The following is a 21,928-nucleotide window of genomic DNA, read 5'->3' as shown; positions in this document are numbered from 1 at the left end:
TAAAGGATAATAACCTGCCATTAACACTATTTCCCGCTATAAACAGTGATCAAATTCTTTAAAAATAAAAACAAGCCATTGATTTATAGTGATTTTAAATCATTTTGTGTAGTTTTATAATTTTTAACGTAAAGCTGATTGTCAGATTAACTGTATTAAAAACAACCATGCACGACCTTTTGCCTATACATAGCAGCCTAAAAGCTGATCTACCCTGCATGTTCAATATTCATTTGCTTTAACAAAAGCCGTATTTATTTGATTAAGCAACAATGTTGCAGGAGAACGCATGCAAACTACACCACCCGGTGATGCACCATCAAACACGCACAAGAATGCTCAAAGCTACGAGCAGCTTCACAAACCGAGTTCAGAGTTTAATACTCGCGACGAGTATCTCGAACATGAATTACAGATTATGCAGCCTAAACGCTGGCGTCCTAATTTACCGTTTAGAGATTACCGATTTGAATTTGAAGACACCATTCCAGCAATGGCGGGCACTATTGGTAAAGTCGTTATGGTGGGTGCTATTGCGGCAACATTTGCAGCGCCTCTTGGATTAAGCGATGCCTTTGTTTTAGAAAATGTACGTTATGAATTACTCATTGTTTCTATTTTTATCATTTTATTTTCAGGCTTTATTTTACCAACAGCCAACTTGGCTGGTACTCACGGCCCTCTTATACCGTTAATTCCTATTGTAGTTGCAGCTGGCGGCCACCCTATGGCGTTTGGCTTACTCATTGGTGCCTTTGGTTTTATTTTGGCCATAACCAAAGGAGGAAGTATGCTCGCGCGCCTAACCAGTAAAGGTGTATGTGGCGGGCTACTTATTTATTTAGGCTTTATTGGTACTATTTCGCAAGTTAAAAAGCTGTTTGCTTGGGCTGAAGCCATTGATATGGCGCATATTGCGTTTATTGTTATTTTAGCCACCATTTTATTGTATGCGCTATTGGAGCACTTTAAAAAGCGTTGGTTAGCCGTGCCGTTAAGCTGCCTTATTGGTGGCATGGTTGCTTTTGCTTTAGGTGCACCCTTTGAGTTTCATACTGCACCGGGTTTACCAAATATGAACCCAGCATACTGGTGGGGCGAAAACACAGGTTGGATGCTTGGCCTGCCAACGCTTGAAAGCTTTGTTGTTGTACTCCCGTTTGCAGTGCTCGCTGTTGCTATGTGGTCACCTGATTTTTTAGGTCATCAAGTATTTCAAAAAATAAGCTATCCGCAACGTACTGAAAAAGTACAAATGAATATCGACGATACAATGCTAAGCGCATCGGTTAGACAAACATTTGGCTCACTTGCCGGTGGTGCTAACTTTACCTCATCGTGGGGAACCTACATTGTACCTGCCGCTATTGCTAAGCGCCCTATTCCGGCGGGCGCCATTTTAACTGCATTATTTTGTATTATTGCTGGTTTATGGGGTTACCCTATGGATTTAGCCATTTGGCAGCCTGTACTCTGCGTAGCGCTTATTGTGGGTGTGTTTATTCCGCTACTTGAAGCTGGCATGGAAATGACACGCGAAGGCAAAACAACGCAATCAGCCGCTATTGTGGTGTTTGCCTCAACCTTGGTTAATCCGGCTTTTGGTTGGTCGCTTACTATGCTACTTGATAACTTAGGGCTTATTGGCTGCAAAGAGCGCAGCGCTGAGCTAACTAAAATGAGCCGCTGGGTGATTCCACTTATTATGTTTGTGCTACTTACCACTGTAATGGCAATTGTAGGCATGTTGCCTGGTATACCTGCGTTAATGGCTGACTTTAGGCATTAAGTCCTAGGTACAGATCCTAATATTTACCCACAAAAAAGCACGGCAATTGCCGTGCTTTTTAATACGTAACTTTACAATATACAGATTAAACAATTACTGCCAAGGGCGCTCAGCTGCTAGTTGTTTTTCAAACGTATCAATCTGTGGGTTTAGCGTTTCGGTTACACCAATAAAGTCTAAGCCACTCAATAAGCGCTCTTTTACTTCTTTACTAATATCAAAACTAATCGGTGAAAACTTACTGCTTGTTAGTGTTTGATTTTCAAGATCGATTTCAATGTTAATATCGTCGTGCTGCTCGCTAAGTACAAACAATTGCTCAAGCGTATCGGCAGGTAACGCTATGGCTAACATTTGGTTGTTGCCACAGTTATTAAAGAAAATATCTGCAAAGCTTTCAGCTAAAATAACTTCAAAACCATATTGCTTAAGCGCCCATGGCGCGTGCTCACGAGATGAGCCACAACCAAAGTTATCACGCGTTAATAATATTTGCGCGCCTTGGTAGCATGGGCGATTTAAAATAAAGTCAGGGTTTGGCTCGTCGTTATCTAGGTAACGCCAATCATAAAACAATGCCGCATCAAAACCTTCGCGGCTAGTTGATGTTAAAAATTGCTTAGGAATAATTTGGTCAGTATCTACATTGTTTTTATCAAGTGGGGCCATTAAACCACTAAAAAATACGCTCATTAGGCTTCTCCTCTAATATCAACAAAGTGACCATGTATTGCAGCAGCTGCCGCCATTGCAGGGCTAACTAAATGTGTACGTCCGCCACGACCTTGGCGACCTTCAAAATTACGGTTAGAAGTAGATGCACAGCGCTTGCCTGCTTCTAGGCGGTCATCGTTCATCGCTAAACACATTGAGCAACCCGGTTCGCGCCATTCAAAACCTGCGGCTTTAAAAATATCAGCTAAGCCTTCGTCTTCAGCTTGTTTTTTAACTAAGCCCGAGCCCGGTACAATTAATGCTTCTATACCGGCTACAACATGTTTGCCTTCAACAATTTTTGCAGCCGCGCGTAAGTCTTCAATGCGGCTATTTGTACATGAGCCAATAAATACCGTGTCTACTTTCGCGCTTGATAATTTATCGCCCGCTTTTAAGTCCATGTATTTAAGCGCACTGCGTATAGCGTCGGCTTTAATTAAATCTGGCTCTTTATCTGGATCAGGTATGCACTCATCAACACCAATTACTTGCTCTGGGCTTGTGCCCCAGGTAATTTGCGGTTGAATGTCGTCAGCATTTAGCTCAACAACTAAATCAAAGTGTGCACCTTCGTCTGTTTTTAATGTTTCCCAATATTCAACGGCTGCATCAAAATCAGCGCCTTTTGGTGCAAACGGACGACCTTTTAAATAGTCATAAGTAATTCGGTCAGATGCAATCAAACCGGCCTTTGCACCCATTTCTATACTCATATTACATAGCGTCATACGGGCTTCCATCGAAAGCGCTTCAATGCCTGCACCACAAAACTCTGCTACATAACCTGTGCCACCAGCAGTACCTAACTTACCAATTACCGCCATAATTAAATCTTTAGCAGTAACCGTTGGACGCAAAACACCGTTAATTTGAATTTTTAACGACTTTGCCTTTTTTTGCTGTAGCGTTTGCGTTGCTAATACGTGCTCAACCTCAGACGTACCAATACCATGCGCTAATGCGCCAAACGCACCATGCGTAGAGGTATGGCTATCGCCACATACAATGGTTGTACCTGGCAAAGTAATACCTTGCTCTGGCCCCATTACATGCACAATGCCTTGGTTAATGGAGTTTAAATCGTAAAGTACAATACCAAACTCTTTACAGTTTTTATCAAGCGCCATTAATTGGTTTTTAGATACTTCGCTTGCGGCATCAAGTGATCGGCTTTTAGTCGATACGTTATGATCCATCGTTGCAAAGGTTTTTTCTGGGCAACGTACAGTACGGTTTTTTTCACGTAGACCTGCAAAAGCCTGCGGAGAAGTCACCTCGTGCACTAAATGGCGGTCAATATAAAGTAAGTCGGTTTGCTCGTTTATGCTGGCAACGGTGTGTGCTTGCCAAATTTTTTCGTATAACGTTTGGGCCACTTGCTAATTCCCTAATCTGTTTGAGTTGCAGCATAACGGTGCTGCAACTTTAATATGTTATTAAATGCGTGAAACGATAGCTGCTGCCACATCGCTTGTGCTGTAACCGGCATTTGGATAAATATCTGGAGTGCCAACGCCGGCTTCTACGGCTTCTGCTACTGCTTTTTCAATTGTGCGAGCAGCTTCGTCTTGCCCTAGCGAGTAACGTAGCATTAATGCGGCACTTAATATTTGTGCTATTGGGTTTGCAACGCCTTTACCTGCAATATCTGGTGCTGAGCCGCCTGCTGGCTCGTACAATCCAAAACCCGATTGATTCAAGCTTGCCGATGGTAATAAGCCCATTGAGCCTGTGATCATGGCGCACTCATCTGACAAAATATCGCCAAATAAGTTATCACAAAGTAATACATCAAATTGGCTAGGCTGCTTAACTAACTGCATAGCGGCGTTATCTACGTAAATGTAATCTAAGCTTACTTCTGGGTAGTCTTTGCTTACTTCGGTGACTACTTCGCGCCATAATACGCTTGATGCTAATACATTGGCTTTATCAACAGAGGTAACATGGTTACTACGTAGTTTTGCTGCTTCAAAAGCAAAGCGTGCAATACGCTCAATTTCTTTTCGTGAGTATGTTTGCGTATCAAATGCAAACTCTTCAGCGCCTTCACCACTGCGGCCTTTTTCACCAAAATAAATGCCGCCAGTTAGTTCGCGCACACATAAAATATCAAACCCTTTTTCGCTAATATCAGCGCGAAGTGGCGACGCTGCACTTAATGCAGGTAATAACTGTGCAGGGCGTAAATTACAAAACAAACCAAAGTGCTTACGAAGCGGCAATAACGATGCGCGCTCCGGTTGCTCGTTTGGTGGTAAGTTTTCCCATTTAGGACCGCCTACCGAACCAAATAAAATGGCATCGGCACTTTCACAAGCACTAAGTGTTTTTGGTGGTAATGCTTCACCAAATTCATCAATGGCTGCGCCACCAATAGCATGATGCTGACGGTTTAATGTAAAACCAAACTTATTGCTCACAGCATCAAGTACTTGCTCTGCTGCTGCCATTACTTCTGGGCCAATACCGTCGCCAGCTAATACTGCAACGCTGTAGTTTGTTTTACTCATCCTGCTTTCCTTTGTTGTTTTAAATCAGACACTTTTTGTGCACGATAAATTAAGTTATAAACACGGATCATGGCGCGTACCGACGCTTCAACCACATCCGCTGCAATGCCCGCACCGTGGTAAGGTCGGCCATCGTATTTAGCTATAATATTTACTTGCCCTAATGAGCTTGCGCCTTGGCCTGTTGCTTCTAAGTTATATTCAATCATTTCAACGCTCATACCGGTTAAGCGTTCAATAGCTGCAAACGACGCTTCTACTGGGCCATTACCTGTCGCGGCTTCTTGTTTAGCTTCGCCATCAATTCGCATTCCAATCGTAGAGCTTGCTACTGATTGTGAGTTAGAGGCTGAGTTAACAAATTCTAATTGGTATTTTTCATCTTTGTCGTTAATTTGATTAAAGTAAATCATCGCCTCAAGGTCGTAATCGTATACGGTGCCTTTTTGGTCAGCCAATTCGATAAAGCTTTTGTATAAGCCATCCATATCGTAATCAGATTTTTGATAGCCTAACTCTTCTAAGCGATGCTCAATAACATGACGACCCGAACGCGAAGTCATATTTAATTGGTTGCTTGGCACACCAACGCTTTCTGGCGACATAATCTCATAAGTATTTTGCGCTTTTAATACACCATCTTGGTGAATGCCAGAGCTATGTGCAAAGGCGTTTTCGCCAACAATCGCTTTATTTGGTTGTACTGGCATATTACAAATTTTAGCCACTTGACGAGATGCGCGGTAAATTTCTTCACTTTTAATATCGGTGTATACTTTTAAGTGGTCGTGGCGCATTTTCATAATCATCGCCACTTCTTCAAGCGAGCAGTTACCAGCCCGCTCACCAATGCCATTAATAGTACACTCAATTTGGCGCGCACCGGCTTGCACTGCGGCTACCGAGTTTGCTACTGCTAAACCTAAATCGTTATGGCAATGCACACTTAAGCGCGCTTTATCAATATTTGGCACGTTATTCATTAAATGACGGATCATCGCGGCGTATTCGTCTGGCGTTACAAAACCAACGGTATCTGGCAAGTTAATAGTTGAAGCCCCGGCATTAATTGCCTGCTCAACAATTTTACATAAATCCCAATGCGGCGTACGACCAGCATCTTCACACGAAAACTCAACATCATCAGTATAGTTACGTGCCAATTTAATTGATTTAACAGCCATTGCCGTTGCATCGTCTAAGCTCATACGTAATTTATGTTCAAGGTGCAAAGGGCTTGTAGCAATAAAAGTATGAATACGGCTTTGCTGTGCTGTGCGAAGTGCTTCGCCACAGGCTTCAATGTCTTTAGCAACTGAGCGTGCTAAACCACAAATAATTGGACCTTTTACTTCGGTTGCAATACGTTGCACCGAGCGAAAATCAGCAGGGCTTGAAACCGGAAAGCCAACTTCCATCACATCCACATTCAAGCGGCTAATTGTATGTGCTAATTGAATTTTATCATCTTCAGTAAGGCTTGCTTTAAGCGCCTGTTCGCCATCACGTAAGGTGGTATCAAAAATCCATACTTTATCTTGCTCTTGCATAACTGCCCCTCATTCCTATATTACCCAAATTTCAATTAATCCCAGCCGCGAGATAAAAAAAACCCCGCAATTGCGGGGTTTTTTAGTGTTCAACTCGATGCAAACACACTAATCCCCGCTTACTTGCCATAGCAGTAAGAGGTTAAGTTTTAGTGTAATTAAACGAATAATATGCATCTTGTTTTCTTGTGTGTGTGTTCAGTGAAGCCTATTTTTAACATTCATAGCCGCACCAAGCAAGCATAAATATTCTACACAATAGATTTAAAAACGATTCAATTGGGTTTTTTAATTCAACATAGGTCTATATTGGGAATTAAAACAACAAATACGTAACTAGCGACGCTTAAATTAATAAGCACTGCAATATACCGTGCTTATATTAACTTTTTACAATTTTTTTAAGCTATGCTTCTTTATTCGTTTCTCTTACGTAATGCCCGGCTCCACGAGTAATATAACGCAGCTGCCAAATAACGCGCTCAATCAATTCGTCGCGTTGCAATCCTTCTATATCGAGCGCCTCTGCACCCGCATTAAATACGAGCGTTACCATAGATTCCGCCTGAATATAGGCATGCATAGCATTACATTTAGTTTCGCTTTCTAAATAATGAGCCAGCTCTAAAATAAAATGTTTTACCTCGCGGGCTACAGCGGCTCTAAATGCTTTAGAAGTCCCTGAGCGTTCTCGCAGCAACAACCTAAATTGGTTACTTGAGTTATCAATAAACTCCATAAAAGTAACCACTGAGGTATTTATAACACTGCCGCCATCGTTTGCTATTCGTCTGCGTGCTTGACGCATTAGTTGGCGAAGAGTTAAACCGGCTTCGTCTACCATGGTTAAACCTAGCTCATCCATGTCTTTAAAATGACGATAAAAAGAAGTTGGGGCAATACCAGCTTCTCGTGCTACTTCGCGTAAACTTAAATTCGAAAAACTATGATCAGCACTCAGCTGATTAAATGCCGCTTGAATTAACGCCTGTCGTGTTTTTTGTTTCTGTTGCGCTCTAACACCCGACATCAACAGCTCCCTGAATTATTTTATATGAATATTTAGTGATATTAGCTCAATTGTACAGTCTAATACTTGACGACGAGAGTTTGAAATACTATTTTAGCTTACAGTTGTACGCTGAGATTGAGAATTATGAATAAACCACCGATTATTTGGACAAACGTCCTATTTTTTAGCCTAACCTTTTTGGCGGCTGCCACACTTGTACCTTGGTACGCTATTAGCTACGGATTTACCAGCGCGCATTGGATTGCTTTTGTAGGCTGCATGTTTTATGCGGGCTTATCAATTACTGCCGGCTACCATCGATTATGGGCACATAAAACCTATAACGCACACCCTGCAGTTGAATTTATTTTTGCGCTAGGCGGTGCTTTTGCACTACAAAACAGTGCTTTGCATTGGAGTAGCGATCACCGTATACATCACGGTCAAGTTGACGACCCAATAAAAGACCCTTACGCGGCTACCAATGGTTTTTGGTATAGCCATATCGGCTGGATGTTACGTGACTACCAAGGCGATAGCTACAACGACTATAGTAATTGTCGTGATTTACAACGAAATAAAGTCGTTATGTGGCAACATAAGCACTACTTGAAACTAGCTATTGCTATGAACGTCGGTTTGCCTCTTGCGCTTGGTTTATTAGTTGGTGATGTGTGGGGTATGTTAATTCTTGCAGGTTTACTACGCTTAGTACTAAGCCAACACTTTACCTTTTTTATAAATTCGGTTGCACATATTTGGGGCTCTCGCCCATACACCGAAAAAAATACGGCACGCGATAACGGCTTTTTAGCGTTATTTACATACGGTGAGGGGTATCACAACTTCCACCATATTTTTGCAAGCGACTACCGTAATGGTATTAAATGGTTTCATTACGATCCAACAAAATGGATGATCCGCTCTTTAGCAGCTGTTGGTTTAGCTAATAAATTGAAGCGTACACCTGTTGAACGTATCGAAAAAGCAAAGGCTGAAACGCTAATGAGCAAAACGCAAACGCGTCTTGCAAAATTGCCTTTAGCACAAGATAAGATTACATTATTACAACAAGAGTACGATTTACTGCTGAAAAAACTGCAAAATTATTGTTCACTACAAAAACAAGTGTTAGAAGTTAAAAAAAATAACATGGCAAAGCAGTGTGAACGCTCAGCATTAATGGCACAATACCATGAGTTGGAAGCCGCCTGGGAAAATCAAAAACAGGCATGGCTAGCACTTAATGCGAGGTTATTAAAAGCCTCTTTTAATTAATTTAGGAGTGGCTGTGGCCAAACAACCAGAACAAAAAAAAGTACCCGTGACATACCAATATGATGCAATAATTATTGGCACGGGTCCTGGCGGTGAAGGTACCGCCATGAACCTTTCAAAAAACGACAAAAAAGTAGCGGTTATTGAACGCCAAGAAGCTGTTGGTGGCGGTTGTGTACATTGGGGAACAATTCCTTCAAAAGCGCTTCGCCATTCTGTTAGCCGCTATATTGAATACAAAGCAAACCCGTTATTTAATATTGGTGAGCGCCCTAGCCGCTTAACTTTTCCTGATATTTTACGTCACGCCAGTTCGGTTATTTCTAAGCAATCTAATTTACGTAGTAGCTTTTACGACCGTAACCGCATTCATATGTTTCAAGGTGATGCGAGCTTTGTAGATAAGCACACGATTGAAGTAAAAAGAAATGACGGCTCAACCGAGCGACTAACGGCTAAAACGATTGTTATAGCAACGGGTTCACGCCCTTATCGCCCACCAGAAGTCGATTTTACGCATTCTCGTATTTACGAAAGTGATACAATACTTGGCCTTAAACACGACCCTCACCGCGTACTTATATACGGCGCTGGTGTAATTGGTTGTGAGTATGCTTCTATATTTAAAGGTTTAGGCGCTAAAGTTGATTTGGTTAATACACGCGACCGACTACTTGCTTTTATGGATGCTGAAATATCTGACGCGCTTAGCTATCACTTTTGGAACAGCGGTATTGTTATTCGTCATAACGAAGAGTTTGACCGAATAGAGACCCGTGACGACTGCGTTATTATGCATTTAAAATCAGGCAAACGCGTAAAAGCTGACTGTATTTTATTTGCTAATGGCCGTACTGGTAATACAGATACATTAAACCTTGAAGCCATTGGTTTAAAAGCCGATAGCCGTGGCCAATTAAAAGTTAACGAAACATATCAAACAGAAGTTGATAACGTTTACGCTGTAGGTGATGTAATTGGCTACCCAAGCCTTGCTAGTGCTGCGTTTGACCAAGGTCGTATAGCTGCTGATGCAATTGCATGTGGTAACTGTGACGACCGCCTGATTGTTGATATTCCGGCCGGTATTTATACCATTCCAGAAATGAGCTCAGTAGGTAAAACAGAGCAAGAACTTACAGCCGCTAAAGTACCGTATGAAGTTGGCCGTGCTCAGTTTAAGCATTTGGCTCGCGCGCAAATTGCTGGTACTGAAGTAGGTAGTTTAAAAATATTATTCCACACTGAAACCAAAGAAGTACTTGGCGTACATTGTTTTGGCGAGCGTGCATCTGAAATTGTTCACATTGGCCAAGCCATTATGGAACAAAAAAATGGTGGCAATAATATCGACTACTTTGTAAATACCACATTTAACTACCCAACCATGGCTGAAGCCTACCGTGTTGCGGCATTAAATGGTTTAAATCGCTTATTTAAGTAGGTTATTGAGTAAGGTTTTTTTAAAGCCTTTTATAAATAAATAACAAAAAGCCCGCTAATTAGCGGGCTTTTTACTTTTAAACAGTTTTAAAGCTTGTTTAAGTGGCTATTACTTATGGTACTTAGCACTTAGCTCATGTACTGCATTAATGAATACGCCAGCATTTTCAGGGTCTACATCTGGTGTAATACCGTGGCCTAAGTTAAACACGTGGCCATTGCCTGTACCAAAGTCTTCTAAAATAGTGCCTACTTCTTGGCGAATACGCTCTGGTGTACCGTGTAACATAGATGGGTCCATATTACCTTGTAGAGCCACTTTATCACCCACACGGCGCTTAGCGTCGCTAATATTAATAGTCCAATCAAGGCCTATTGCATCACAACCTGTTGCTGCAATAGCTTCAATCCATTGACCACCATTTTTAGTAAACAAAGTAACCGGTACTTTACGACCATCGTATTCACGAATTAAGCCATCTACAATTTTATGCATATATTGTAGTGAAAACTCATTGTAATCGCGCGGGCTTAATACACCACCCCATGAGTCAAATACCATTAGCGATTGCGCGCCTGCTTTAATTTGAGCATTTAAGTAATCGATAACTGAATCTGCTAACTTATCTAGTAATAAATGAAGTGTTTGGGGCTCTGCAAACGCCATTTTTTTGATTTTACCAAATACTTTGCTGCTACCGCCTTCAACCATATAAGTCGCTAGTGTCCAAGGTGAACCAGAAAAACCAATAAGTGGTACTTCGCCCTTAAGCTCACGACGAATAGTGCTTACTGCATTCATTACGTAGCCAAGCTCGTCTGTAGGGTCTAGCTTTGGAATTTTTTTAACATCAGCAAGTGATGAAATAGGGCGTTCAAACTTAGGGCCTTCGCCAGTTTCAAAGTACAAGCCTAAACCCATCGCATCTGGAATTGTTAAAATATCACTAAATAATATAGCGGCATCTAACGGGTAGCGACGTAATGGTTGCAGTGTTACTTCACATGCAAGTTCTGCATTACGGCACAGGCTCATAAAATCGCCCGCTTGTGCACGTGTTGCACGGTACTCTGGTAAATAGCGTCCTGCTTGGCGCATCATCCATACCGGAGTTACATCAACAGGTTGTTTTGCAAGTGCACGTAAATAACGGTCGTTTTTTAATTCGCTCATGGCGTAAATGATCCTAAGACTTGTATAAATTGTGCAAGATTGTACCACCATATTCCCTGACCCTCTATTGCTTAGGGACGAAAACAGCTTTACCTAGAGGCAGATCAATATAATGGAGTGTTTTAATCCATTTTGACTATAAAATAAGCAAAAAAGAATAACATTTAAAACTTTTTATTAATATGTTTGCAACATACTAAAAACCTTGTTATTGTTTGTCCCGCGTTAACAAAAACAACAATAAAAATCTTAAAACAATAAAAATAAAAGTTTTAAAATAATAACAATAAAAATCATCTCATAAAAATAAGAAAGCTTGTTATAACAAGTCACTGAAAGAAATTAGACCACCGTAACTGGTGGTTTTTTCTTGCCTGCAATAAAACTCCCCCATCTTAATTAATATAAAAAGATACAACTCACAACTGGGTTACTTTACTTGTTGATATACGCTCAAATTAAATATATCTTGATGTACAGTGAGTTATTATATTTTTAATTAAAAACCAACCCAGCCTAGGAGAATAATTATGCTGACGCGTGTAGAAAAAGCTCAACAAAAATGGGGTGGTAGCCACACAGTAATTGATAAATGGCTAAACGAACGCCAAGACCTTATTGTACTTTATTGCAAAATTGCAGGCTTTACGCCGTACGAAAAGCAAGATCAGGCATTACCAGAGCCAAAGCTAATTGAATCATTTTGCCAGCTTTTAATGGATTACCTATCTGCAGGCCATTTTGAAGTGTATGACGATATAGCAAAAGCATGTGAAAAAAAGGGCTTACAAAGCCAAGAGTTAGCAAACTCTATTTACCCGCGTATTTCTAGTACAACCGACATAGCGCTTGATTTTAATGATAAATACGCTGAAGTAGACAAAGAAGACTTGTTAAAGGGCTTTGATGATGACTTATCTGTTATTGGCGAGGCATTAGAAGCACGCTTTGCACTTGAAGATGAGCTTATTGATAACTTGTTTTCTAATCACGCAAACTAATATGTTATTTACGCACATTAAAAAAGGGACCTAAGGTCCCTTTTTGCATTTACACAATAAGCTTATTATTGTGCTGGTGCTTCTTCATTTTGAATTTCAAGTAATTCAACTTCAAATACAAGTGTTGAATTAGCTGGAATCTTACCTAAGTCACGGTCGCCGTAAGCAAGTTCTGAAGGAATAGTGAACTTGTACTTAGAACCCACTGACATAAGTTGTAAACCTTCAGTCCAACCCGCAATTACGCGGTTAAGAGGGAAAGTTGTCGGTTCGTTACGTGCATATGAGCTATCAAACTCAGTACCGTCTAATAAAGTACCTTTGTAGTGTACTTTAACTACATCAGTTGCTACTGGCTTTTCGCCATCGCCTTCGCTAAGTACTTCGTACTGTAGGCCAGACTCAGTTACTGTAACGCCTTCTTTTTTAGCGTTGTCAGCTAGGTATTTAACACCCGCTTCTTTGCTTTTTTCAGACTCTACTTTTGCTTTTTCTTCTTGCTTAGTACGTACTGATGTATCTAATTCAGTTAATACTTCACGAATTTTTTCTTCGTCAAGCTTTGCATTGCCAGCAAGTGCATCTTCAAAACCACGGATTAAAAGTGCTTGGTCTAGTTCAATACCAATTTCTGTTTTGTCTGCTAGGTCTTTGTTTAAAAAGTTACCCACAGATGCACCAATACCGTATGCTTGTTGCTGTTCAACAGTGTCTAATTTAACTTCAGCTTGTTCTTTTTTTGCTTCTTGATTACAAGCTGTAAGCGCTAAAACTGACGCTGCAATCAATGACAATCTAATCGTCTTTTTCATTTTAAATCTCCGACACACTTTGCAGTTGTCATTTTAATGTATTATTACTAGTTAAAGATTAACGGCCCACATGATAGGCTGCTTGTTTAATGACTAAATTCCACATTGTTAGCTAAACTAAAAACATATCCAGTGATTAGACAAACAACCTAGGCATTTAACGCGTCCTAGTCTAACCTCTCAGTCACTAAGAGTTAAGGGGAAATACCTGTAATATGTCGATATTTCGTACTTTTTTAATCGTATTTAGCTGTTTTTTAGCCATCGCCTGTACCGATAAAAAACAACACGCTGTAGCAAGTTACGAACATGCTGCACAAGGTGCGTTTTCATCAACACTGTCAAACGATGGTAAATACAGTTTGATCTCCTCTATCAACCATGGGGTCGCCCTGTGGGATAATCAACAGCAGGTACTAAAATACCAATGGTTTCAGCAGCAAGATCAAGACAGTTTGGTATACGCCGTTGCTATTGCTTTTGATAACAGCGTGGCTGTTACCGCCGAAAAAACCACGTTTGCTGTGTGGGATATAGCCACAGGCAAAAATAGAGGTTATTACAAAATACAAAAAGCCAGCATTCGCGATATTGCCATTAGCAATCAAGGCCGTAGTGTTTTATACGGCCGTAGCGACGGCGTTGTCGTATTTGTAAACCTAGAAACCGGACGTCGTATTGAGTTTTTAGGTCATCAAGATAAAGTTAACACTGTTGACCTATCACCTAACGGACGCTTTGCTTTGAGTGGCTCTAACGATTATGTTGCTTACTTTTGGGATACACGTACAGGGCAAGTAATTCATCGTTTTAATCACCCAACGCGTGTTACCCAAGTAACGCTCGATCCACAAGGTCGCTATGCGTTTACGGCCGATAGTATGGCACAAGCAAATGTATGGAAGCTGACTACAGGTGATCTTGTGAGTAAACTGAAGTATATTGCGCGTCAGAAAATTTTTACTGCTGTGCGTTTTAACGAACAAGGCACTTTGCTTGCAACTGGCTCGCCAAATAAGCGCGTAGATTTATGGCAAATACCAAGCGGTGAAAAAATTCAAACTTGGCAGGTTACCCCGCGCGAAGGCAGTAAGCCTAAATCGGCGGTGGTGCTAGATGTGACATTTACAGATAACGGTAAGTCGTTGTTAACCGAAAGCTCCAGCGGTATCGCAGAGCGATTTATTATACGAGAGAATAATGAACACAATTGAACATCGCTTAATGGAACTTGAAGCCAAAGTGGCTTTTCAAGACGAAACAATTGAAGTCTTAAATGATGAAATAAAAGTGCACCAGCAACTGTTAGCAAAAATGAAACGCCAAACTGAGCTGCTAGCAGAAAAAATTAAAGAGTCGCAGTCATCATCGTCTATGATGTCTGAAGCACCTGAGCCGCCTCCACCGCATTACTAAAACCGGTAAAAATTAGGCAATAAAAAACCGGGTTAGTCGCCCGGTTTAAATACACCAATTACTTGTTCAAATTGGCGAGTAGACGCCTGAACAGCGTTATCGGGTTGCGCCATTTTATGACCACACTCAACACACTCTACTTTTTCAACATCATGTTCTCTGTATAGCATCATAGTATCCATGGCTTTGCAGTCAGGGCACGATGCACCAGCAATAAATCGCTTCTTTTGTCTCACAACATTTTTCCTGTGGTTTGAACTACTGCTATTTTATCGTATAACTTCACTTGTTGATACGCTTGATAAGAGCATTAAGTTCTATGTTATGATAGCGCCAACTTAACAAGGGCACAGCAAAGTAACGCATTCATGATCCAAATCTCAGAAATAGAACTACTTCGTGGCGGTAAAGCCTTATTAAAAAATGCATCAGCTACGTTATTTCCAGAACATAAAGTAGGCCTTGTTGGCGCTAATGGTTGTGGAAAGTCAACGTTATTTGGTTTACTAAAATCTGAATTGCAACTCGATGCTGGTAATTGCAGTATTCCCAAAGATTGGTCTATTGCCTCGGTAAAACAAGAAACCCCCGCCCTTGAAATAAGCGCAATTGATTATGTACTTCAAGGCCACCCAGAATACTACGCAATGCGTATAGCACTGCGTGAGGCCGAGAAAAACAACGATGGCGACACACAAGCCAAAGTACATATTCAGCTTGAAAACATTAAAGGCTACAGCATTGAATCAACCGCAGGTGAGCTATTACATGGCCTAGGCTTTGCCAATAACCTTATAGAAAACCCTGTAAGCTCGTTTTCGGGTGGTTGGCGTATGCGTTTAAACCTTGCCCAAGCATTAATACGCGACGCCGATTTACTACTTCTTGATGAGCCAACAAACCACCTTGATTTAGATGCTGTTTATTGGCTTGAGCGTTTTTTACGTGCTTACACTGGCACCCTTGTACTTATATCGCATGACCGTGAGTTTTTAGATGCGGTGGTTGATCAAATTTGGCATGTAGATAAGCAACTTATCAACGTGTACAAAGGTAACTACTCGCAGTTTGAACGCCAAAAAGCTGAGCGCTTACTACAACAACAAGCAATGTTTGATAAGCAACAAGATCAAATTGCGCACCTTGAGCAGTTTATAACGCGTTTTAAAGCAAAAGCCAGTAAAGCTAAACAAGCACAAAGCCGTGTAAAAGCACTTGAACGCATGGAAAAACTAGCGCCGGCACATGCCGACTCGCCATTTAACTTTGAGTTTGCAGAGCCAAAAGCATTACCAAACCCACTAATGACAATAGATAAAGCCAAAGCGGGTTATGGTGACGTCACTATTTTAAATAATATAGAGCTAAACCTTGTACCAGGTAGCCGAATTGCTTTACTTGGTAGAAATGGTGCGGGTAAATCAACGCTAATTAAACTCCTTTCTGGTGATTTAGAGCCGCAAGCTGGCGAAGTTATTCAGCATCACGGTTTAAATATTGGTTACTTTGCGCAGCATCAGCTTGAATCTCTTGATTTAAAAGCCAGTGCAATAATGCATTTACAACGCCTCGACCCAAAAGCTACTGAGCAATCACTACGTGACTTTTTAGGTGGTTTTGCCTTTATTGGCGATAAAGCCCTTGAGCCTGTAGCCCCATTTTCGGGCGGCGAAAAAGCACGTTTAGTACTTGCTATGTTGGTATATCAAAAACCAAACTTATTACTACTCGATGAGCCAACTAACCACCTTGATTTAGAAATGCGCCATGCACTTGTTATGGCACTACAAGGCTTTGAAGGCGCTATGGTTACCGTATCGCATGATCGCCATATGCTTAAAAACACCGCCGACGAGTTTTACTTAGTAGATGGCGGCAAAGTAACCCAGTTTGGTTACGACTTAGATGCGTATTATCAGTGGTTACTGAATGCCAATAAAGAAGCGGTTAAAGCGCAGCAAAACGACGAGCCTAAAGCAAACCCAGGTGTTAACCGTAAAGAGCAAAAGCGCTTAGAAGCTGAATTTAGAAAAGCCACTCAGCCACTTAAAAAGCAAATTGAAAAGCTGGAAAAGCAACTCGATAAATTTACTGCAGAGCTTAGCGAAGTTGAAGTAGCCCTTGGCGACAACGAACTCTACAACGATGATAACAAAGCCAAGCTTAAAGAGTTATTAGCTAAGCAAGCAACGCTTACACCTAAACTTAACGACATTGAAGAAGAGCTACTTATAGCACTTGAAGAAATGGAAGAAAAAGAGCAGGCATTCGCCGATGAACTTGCTCAATAGCGACCATTTTTGGCAGTTTGCGTGCACCTTGTACGCAAAGCCTGAGCAACAAAAAACCTTGCTGGCACTACAAAACCAGCAAGGAAAAAATGTTAATTTATGCTTATTACTGCTTTATTTAGATTCATTAAATTTAAGTGTTAATTCCCAACAGTTAAATGAGTTAATAAATGTAACTAGTGAGTTTGATACTCACGCATTACAGCCTCTGCGCGCCGCACGCAGCTATTTAAAAGCTAATCAGAATACGTTAAGTGATTACGCCACAATACGCGAAGAGTTGCTAAGCGCTGAGCTGAAGCTTGAAAAACAACAGCAACATATGTTGATTGAAGCAGTAAATGAGTTTGAATTAGTCAAACATACAGAGCCAAACAATATTGAGCTATATGTGAAAGCCACTTAGGCTGCTACTTTTTGTGCCCTCTTCCACTGCTCATTCTCTTTTCTTTGTGCAAAAAACCTTTAAGTGATTTATTCACAAAGAGCTTAAGATGCGCTTCGCTTTTAGAGGAAAATAAACTAAATTACTTAGATATAAATATTGAGCGGTTGTTTAGCTGAGGAGTTTATTACCCTGTCCTAATCTTCTTCTCTTTTTCTTTTTTTTGCGCAAAGACCTTTAAGTAATTTACTCACAAAGAGGTTAAGAGGCGCTTCGCTTTTAGAGGAAAACAAACTAGATTACTTAGATATAAATATTGAGCAGTTTATTGCTCTACCCTCATTTACTTCTCATTCTTTTCTCTTTGTGCAAAAAATCTCTAGGTGGTTTACTCAAAAAAGTTTAAAGCGCTACGCTTTTAGGGGAAGTGGAAAAGCATGAATTAAGATCAGCTCACTATTTCAAGCAAAAAACTCTCTTAGCTCTCAGTGGTAATAACTTAGTAACCCTTAAAGCATGATCTAAATCAACTTAGCTTCGCTCCTACATCTGCTTATGTAAATAACTTGATCTCGATCACGTTGCAACCAGCAAACACCGCCTATGATTAACCCATCAACAACGAGGGGAACAACTCATGAACGTATTTTTTAGAGACTTTTTTACAGATCCAGTTTTATTTATGTCTTTTGGGTTTTTAACCATCGTTGTTTCTTTGTGTATCTTTTTTGCTTTTTTCTTTTTGAAAAAAATACATGATGCAGAAATTCCCGAACAAAATTAAGCACGACGCACTAAAGCGCCTTATTAGTTTACTAGTTAGGCGCTTTTTATTTTCTGAAGCGAAAAATTTGGTACACTAGCTTTTCGTTTAATACAAAGTGCGTAGTACAAACATGATCTCTCAGTTCAAACCAGCATGGTGGATGACCAATCGTCACGTTCAAACCATAATGCCGCGTTTTTTCCGCCCATTTCACCACACTCGCTACGAACTTGAGCAACTTGATACGCCCGATGGTGACTTTATTGAGCTCGCATGGTCACTTCCACATAATGAAACCGCACCACTTGCCGTTGTTTTGCATGGCCTTGAAGGCAATATAAATAGCTTTTATGCCAAAGGCATGATGAAGGCTTTAAAAAAACAAGGTTATGCAGTTGTGCTTATGCACTTTAGAAACTGCTCAACTGAAGTAAACCGCCTTCCACGTGCTTATCACAGCGGTGACACCGCCGATTTAGCCTTTTTTATAAATCATCTTAAGCAACAATACCCAGATAGAGCGATGGTTGCCGTGGGCTTTTCGCTTGGTGGTAATGTGCTTGCTAAATACTTAGGCGAAGAGAATACAAACTGCCCACTCAATGCAGCTGCAGTGGTATCGGCGCCTTATGACTTATCATCATCAAGTGATGTTATTCGTAAAAGCTTAGGTAAAATTTATCAAAAGTATTTGCTCGATCGCATGAAAAAGTCGATGCAACGTAAATTACCGCAAATTAAGCAGCAAATTCCTATAACTACCGATCAATTAATGAATATTGATGATTTATTAGAGTTCGATAACCAACTTACAGCACCGTTACATGGCTTTGAAAATGCCCACGATTACTATCGTAAAGCCAGTGCTATGCCGTACTTAAAAGATATCGCTATACCCACACTTATTATTCATGCCAAAGACGACCCGATGCTCTCAATTAAAGCCGTACCGAGTAGGCAAGATGTAAGTGAGCATGTTACGCTGCGCATCTCTGACAAGGGCGGACACGTTGGTTTTATTAGCGGTAAAAACCCGTTTAAGCCTATATTTTGGTTAGAGAAAGCCGTGCCATGCTATTTTGGGCAACATGTTTTAGGCAATGCGAACAAAGAGCAATTATGATTATTCCTTTTGAACAACTCGATAAAGATACCCTTTACAACCTAATAGAAAGCTATGTTTTACGTGAAGGCACCGATTATGGCGAAGTAGAAGCAAGCATTGAATCTAAAGTTAACCAAGTTAAGCTTCAGCTTAAAAATGGCGAAGCCATGGTGTTTTTTTCAGAGCTTCATGAGTCTGTAACTATTATTTCGAAGGGCGAATTTAAAGCGCTGCAAAGTGAAGAGCATCAAGCACAGTCGTTTGATTAAGGCGTAGTACTTGTAACTTTTGAGTTGAACGTACACAATGGCTTTTTACCCAAAGAGCCAAAACATGATAAAACTCAGCACTCTAGTGGTAGCCATATCACTAGCATTAACTAGCCAAGCCCAAGCAGAACAAACAATAACAGCATCTGAAAAGGCAATTAAGCTCGCTAAAGACACTATTTTAATTGATACCCATATCGACGTACCTTACCGAATTCATAAAAACTGGGTTGATGTAACTAAAGCGACAACTGATGGCGATTTTGACTACCCTCGCGCTGTAAAAGGCGGTTTAAACGCACCGTTTATGTCAATTTATATTCCTGCGCATTTGGAATTTGAAGGTAAAGGTAAAAGCTATCAGCTAGCCAATCAAATGATTGATAGTATGGAAGCCATAGCCCAGCGCGCGCCCGATAAGTTTGCTATTGCTAGCTCAAGTAGTGATATAGAGGAGCAATTTAAACAAGGTAAGCTCTCTATCGCAATGGGTATGGAAAATGGCTCTCCAATCGAAGGGGATATGAAGAATCTTCAGCATTTTTACGAGCGTGGCATTCGCTACATCACGCTAGCGCACTCGCAAAGCAACCATATTTCGGATTCTTCTTACGATATACGCCGTAAATGGAAAGGCTTAAGCCCATTTGGTAAAAAGCTTGTCACTGAAATGAATAATATTGGTATGTTAATCGACGTTTCGCATATTTCTGATGATGCGTTTTATCAAGTTATGGATCTATCTAAGACACCAGTAATAGCCTCGCATTCATCACTTCGTAAATACACGCCAGGCTTTGAGCGTAATATGAATGACGATATGCTATTGGCGCTTAAAGAAAATGGCGGTGTTATTCAAATCAACTTTGGCTCAAGCTTTGTTACCGCTAAAGCAGGTAGCTGGGGCAAGCAATTAAAAAGTACAAAAGAGTCAGCTAAAAAAGAAGGCAGTAAGTTAAGTAAAGACTTTGATGCTGCGTACCGCGCTAAAAACCCGTATCCATTTGCAAGCCTTGAGCAGGTGCTTGATCATATTGATCACGTAGTTGAGCTAATTGGTATTGATTATGTAGGTATTGGCTCTGATTATGATGGAGTTGGCGATTCATTACCTATCGGCTTAAAAGATGTATCTAGCTACCCAAATCTTGTCCAAGGTTTAATGGATAGAGATTACAGCGACAAAGATATTAAAAAAATCCTTAGCGGTAATTTATTAAGAGTTTTAAAACAAGCTGAAGAGTATACTAAAAAGCATTAAAGCTTTTATCATATATTAGTAATTGGCTAAAAGACCAAGAGCTAACTCAATATAAGCGCGGCCTAGCCGTGCTTTTTTTATATTTAAGAGCTCAGTTATTTTCAGCAACCTTTTTCCTCGGGTTTCGTAAAACTCAACCCAAGCTACGGCAAGAAAGTTATAACTCAAAGCTAATCACTTTTCTATAGGCATTAAAAAAGGCCACCTAAGTGACCTTTTTCTAACAATTAACTTTAACGTTAATTATTACGCTACGATAGTTGCTACAACACCAGCACCTACAGTACGGCCACCTTCACGGATAGCAAAACGAAGACCTTCATCCATCGCGATTGGTGCGATTAGAGTTACTGTCATCTTGATGTTATCACCAGGCATTACCATTTCTACGCCTTCTGGTAACTGTACGTCACCAGTTACGTCAGTTGTACGGAAGTAGAACTGTGGACGGTAACCTTTGAAGAATGGAGTATGACGACCACCTTCATCTTTCGAAAGTACGTATACTTCTGAAGTGAATGTAGTATGTGGGTTGATTGAACCAGGCTTAGCTAGTACTTGACCACGTTCAACGTCTTCACGTTTAGTACCACGTAGAAGTGCGCCGATGTTTTCGCCAGCACGACCTTCGTCTAGAAGCTTACGGAACATTTCAACACCAGTACAAGTAGAACGAGTTGTATCATTGATACCAACAATTTCTACTTCGTCATTGATGCGGATGATACCAGCTTCAACACGACCAGTTACAACTGTACCACGACCCTGGATTGAGAAAACGTCTTCGATAGGCATGATGAATGGCTTATCGATGTCACGCTCTGGCTCTGGGATGTAAGAATCAAGTGCGTTTGCAAGCTCAACAATCTTATCTTCCCACTCTTTCTCGCCTTCTAACGCTTTAAGCGCAGAACCCGCGATTAGAGGTAAGTCATCACCTGGGAAATCGTATTCTGAAAGAAGTTCACGAACTTCCATTTCTACTAGTTCAAGTAGCTCTTCGTCATCAACCATGTCACATTTGTTCATGAACACGATGATGTAAGGAACACCAACTTGACGAGAAAGAAGGATGTGCTCACGCGTTTGTGGCATAGGGCCATCTGTCGCAGCAACTACTAAGATCGCGCCGTCCATTTGAGCAGC

At 40.8% G+C, this 21,928-nt stretch carries 21 protein-coding genes; 12 read left to right on the top strand and 9 right to left on the bottom strand.

What is annotated here, in order from left to right:
* Positions 1–289: 289 nt before the first annotated feature.
* Complete coding sequence (locus GQR47_RS07015; protein ID WP_165723661.1) at positions 290–1,789, top strand: DUF3360 family protein; 1,500 nt, start codon at positions 290–292, stop codon at positions 1,787–1,789.
* Positions 1,790–1,882: 93 nt separating this feature from the next.
* Here the strand turns inward: GQR47_RS07015 and leuD are convergent, their stop codons facing one another.
* From leuD to fabR, 5 genes are all read right to left on the bottom strand, one after another.
* The gene (leuD, locus tag GQR47_RS07010) at positions 1,883–2,482 is read right to left on the bottom strand and encodes a 3-isopropylmalate dehydratase small subunit (RefSeq protein WP_024597046.1); all 600 of its coding nucleotides are present in this window, start codon (positions 2,480–2,482) and stop codon (positions 1,883–1,885) included.
* The gene (leuC, locus tag GQR47_RS07005) at positions 2,482–3,882 is read right to left on the bottom strand and encodes a 3-isopropylmalate dehydratase large subunit (protein ID WP_165723660.1); all 1,401 of its coding nucleotides are present in this window, start codon (positions 3,880–3,882) and stop codon (positions 2,482–2,484) included. Before leuC ends, leuD begins: the two co-directional genes overlap by 1 nt.
* Before the next feature lie 60 nt (positions 3,883–3,942).
* On the bottom strand, positions 3,943–5,019 hold the full coding sequence (gene leuB, locus GQR47_RS07000) for a 3-isopropylmalate dehydrogenase (RefSeq protein WP_024600010.1): 1,077 nt from the start codon (positions 5,017–5,019) through the stop codon (positions 3,943–3,945).
* Positions 5,016–6,569, bottom strand: coding sequence for a 2-isopropylmalate synthase (gene leuA / locus GQR47_RS06995; RefSeq protein ID WP_008171909.1), 1,554 nt, complete (start codon positions 6,567–6,569; stop codon positions 5,016–5,018). The genes leuB and leuA overlap by 4 nt, the downstream gene beginning before the upstream one ends.
* Positions 6,570–6,975: 406 nt before the next feature.
* Entirely contained in the window at positions 6,976–7,599 is a 624-nt protein-coding gene (gene fabR / locus GQR47_RS06990; RefSeq protein ID WP_010555448.1) for an HTH-type transcriptional repressor FabR, read from the bottom strand.
* Positions 7,600–7,725: 126 nt separating this feature from the next.
* Between fabR and GQR47_RS06985 the strand changes: the two genes are divergently transcribed.
* Both GQR47_RS06985 and sthA read left to right on the top strand, forming a co-directional pair.
* On the top strand, positions 7,726–8,859 hold the full coding sequence (locus GQR47_RS06985; protein ID WP_024589509.1) for a fatty acid desaturase: 1,134 nt from the start codon (positions 7,726–7,728) through the stop codon (positions 8,857–8,859).
* A gap of 13 nt (positions 8,860–8,872) precedes the next feature.
* Complete coding sequence (gene sthA, locus GQR47_RS06980) at positions 8,873–10,303, top strand: Si-specific NAD(P)(+) transhydrogenase (RefSeq protein WP_024600008.1); 1,431 nt, start codon at positions 8,873–8,875, stop codon at positions 10,301–10,303.
* 108 nt (positions 10,304–10,411) lie between these two features.
* Here sthA and hemE read toward each other — a convergent pair whose 3' ends face one another.
* The gene (gene hemE / locus GQR47_RS06975) at positions 10,412–11,476 is read right to left on the bottom strand and encodes a uroporphyrinogen decarboxylase (protein WP_002961084.1); all 1,065 of its coding nucleotides are present in this window, start codon (positions 11,474–11,476) and stop codon (positions 10,412–10,414) included.
* A 530-nt stretch (positions 11,477–12,006) separates the two neighbouring features.
* On the opposite strand from hemE, the gene GQR47_RS06970 reads away from it, so the two are divergent.
* Positions 12,007–12,477: an Rsd/AlgQ family anti-sigma factor gene (locus GQR47_RS06970; RefSeq protein ID WP_007582240.1), complete on the top strand. Its 471-nt coding sequence runs from the start codon at positions 12,007–12,009 to the stop codon at positions 12,475–12,477.
* Positions 12,478–12,542: 65 nt separating this feature from the next.
* Here GQR47_RS06970 and fkpA read toward each other — a convergent pair whose 3' ends face one another.
* Positions 12,543–13,289: an FKBP-type peptidyl-prolyl cis-trans isomerase gene (gene fkpA / locus GQR47_RS06965; protein WP_024595253.1), complete on the bottom strand. Its 747-nt coding sequence runs from the start codon at positions 13,287–13,289 to the stop codon at positions 12,543–12,545.
* 215 nt (positions 13,290–13,504) lie between these two features.
* Here fkpA and GQR47_RS06960 point away from each other — a divergent pair, with 215 nt between their 5' ends.
* Entirely contained in the window at positions 13,505–14,503 is a 999-nt protein-coding gene (locus tag GQR47_RS06960; RefSeq protein ID WP_024595254.1) for a hypothetical protein, read from the top strand.
* Positions 14,490–14,705 carry a SlyX family protein gene (locus GQR47_RS06955; protein WP_007378900.1) on the top strand — a complete coding sequence of 72 codons (216 nt, stop codon included), beginning with the start codon at positions 14,490–14,492 and terminating at the stop codon, positions 14,703–14,705. The genes GQR47_RS06960 and GQR47_RS06955 overlap by 14 nt, the downstream gene beginning before the upstream one ends.
* 32 nt (positions 14,706–14,737) lie before the next feature.
* Here GQR47_RS06955 and GQR47_RS06950 read toward each other — a convergent pair whose 3' ends face one another.
* Complete coding sequence (locus GQR47_RS06950) at positions 14,738–14,941, bottom strand: YheV family putative zinc ribbon protein (protein WP_007378899.1); 204 nt, start codon at positions 14,939–14,941, stop codon at positions 14,738–14,740.
* 132 nt (positions 14,942–15,073) lie between these two features.
* Here GQR47_RS06950 and GQR47_RS06945 point away from each other — a divergent pair, with 132 nt between their 5' ends.
* From GQR47_RS06945 to GQR47_RS06920, 6 genes are all read left to right on the top strand, one after another.
* Complete coding sequence (locus GQR47_RS06945; protein WP_024595255.1) at positions 15,074–16,996, top strand: ATP-binding cassette domain-containing protein; 1,923 nt, start codon at positions 15,074–15,076, stop codon at positions 16,994–16,996.
* Entirely contained in the window at positions 16,980–17,402 is a 423-nt protein-coding gene (locus GQR47_RS06940; protein WP_024595256.1) for a TIGR02444 family protein, read from the top strand. The genes GQR47_RS06945 and GQR47_RS06940 overlap by 17 nt, the downstream gene beginning before the upstream one ends.
* 616 nt (positions 17,403–18,018) lie before the next feature.
* Positions 18,019–18,165: a hypothetical protein gene (locus tag GQR47_RS06935; protein ID WP_004335931.1), complete on the top strand. Its 147-nt coding sequence runs from the start codon at positions 18,019–18,021 to the stop codon at positions 18,163–18,165.
* 112 nt (positions 18,166–18,277) lie between these two features.
* Complete coding sequence (locus GQR47_RS06930) at positions 18,278–19,270, top strand: hydrolase (RefSeq protein ID WP_024595257.1); 993 nt, start codon at positions 18,278–18,280, stop codon at positions 19,268–19,270.
* Positions 19,267–19,521, top strand: a complete 255-nt coding sequence (locus tag GQR47_RS06925) for a YheU family protein (protein ID WP_007378894.1) — start codon at positions 19,267–19,269, stop codon at positions 19,519–19,521. Before GQR47_RS06930 ends, GQR47_RS06925 begins: the two co-directional genes overlap by 4 nt.
* A gap of 64 nt (positions 19,522–19,585) precedes the next feature.
* Positions 19,586–20,782, top strand: a complete 1,197-nt coding sequence (locus tag GQR47_RS06920; RefSeq protein ID WP_024603593.1) for a dipeptidase — start codon at positions 19,586–19,588, stop codon at positions 20,780–20,782.
* A 246-nt stretch (positions 20,783–21,028) separates the two neighbouring features.
* Here GQR47_RS06920 and tuf read toward each other — a convergent pair.
* A partial coding sequence (gene tuf, locus GQR47_RS06915) for an elongation factor Tu (protein ID WP_165723659.1) occupies positions 21,029–21,928 on the bottom strand: 900 nt, incomplete at its 5' end.

The organism is Pseudoalteromonas sp. Z1A2, assembly GCF_011378755.1.
In the GTDB taxonomy this organism is placed as follows: domain Bacteria; phylum Pseudomonadota; class Gammaproteobacteria; order Enterobacterales; family Alteromonadaceae; genus Pseudoalteromonas; species Pseudoalteromonas distincta.
Note: the sequence above shows the minus strand (reverse complement) of the source record. Positions and strands in the feature narration are given on the sequence as shown.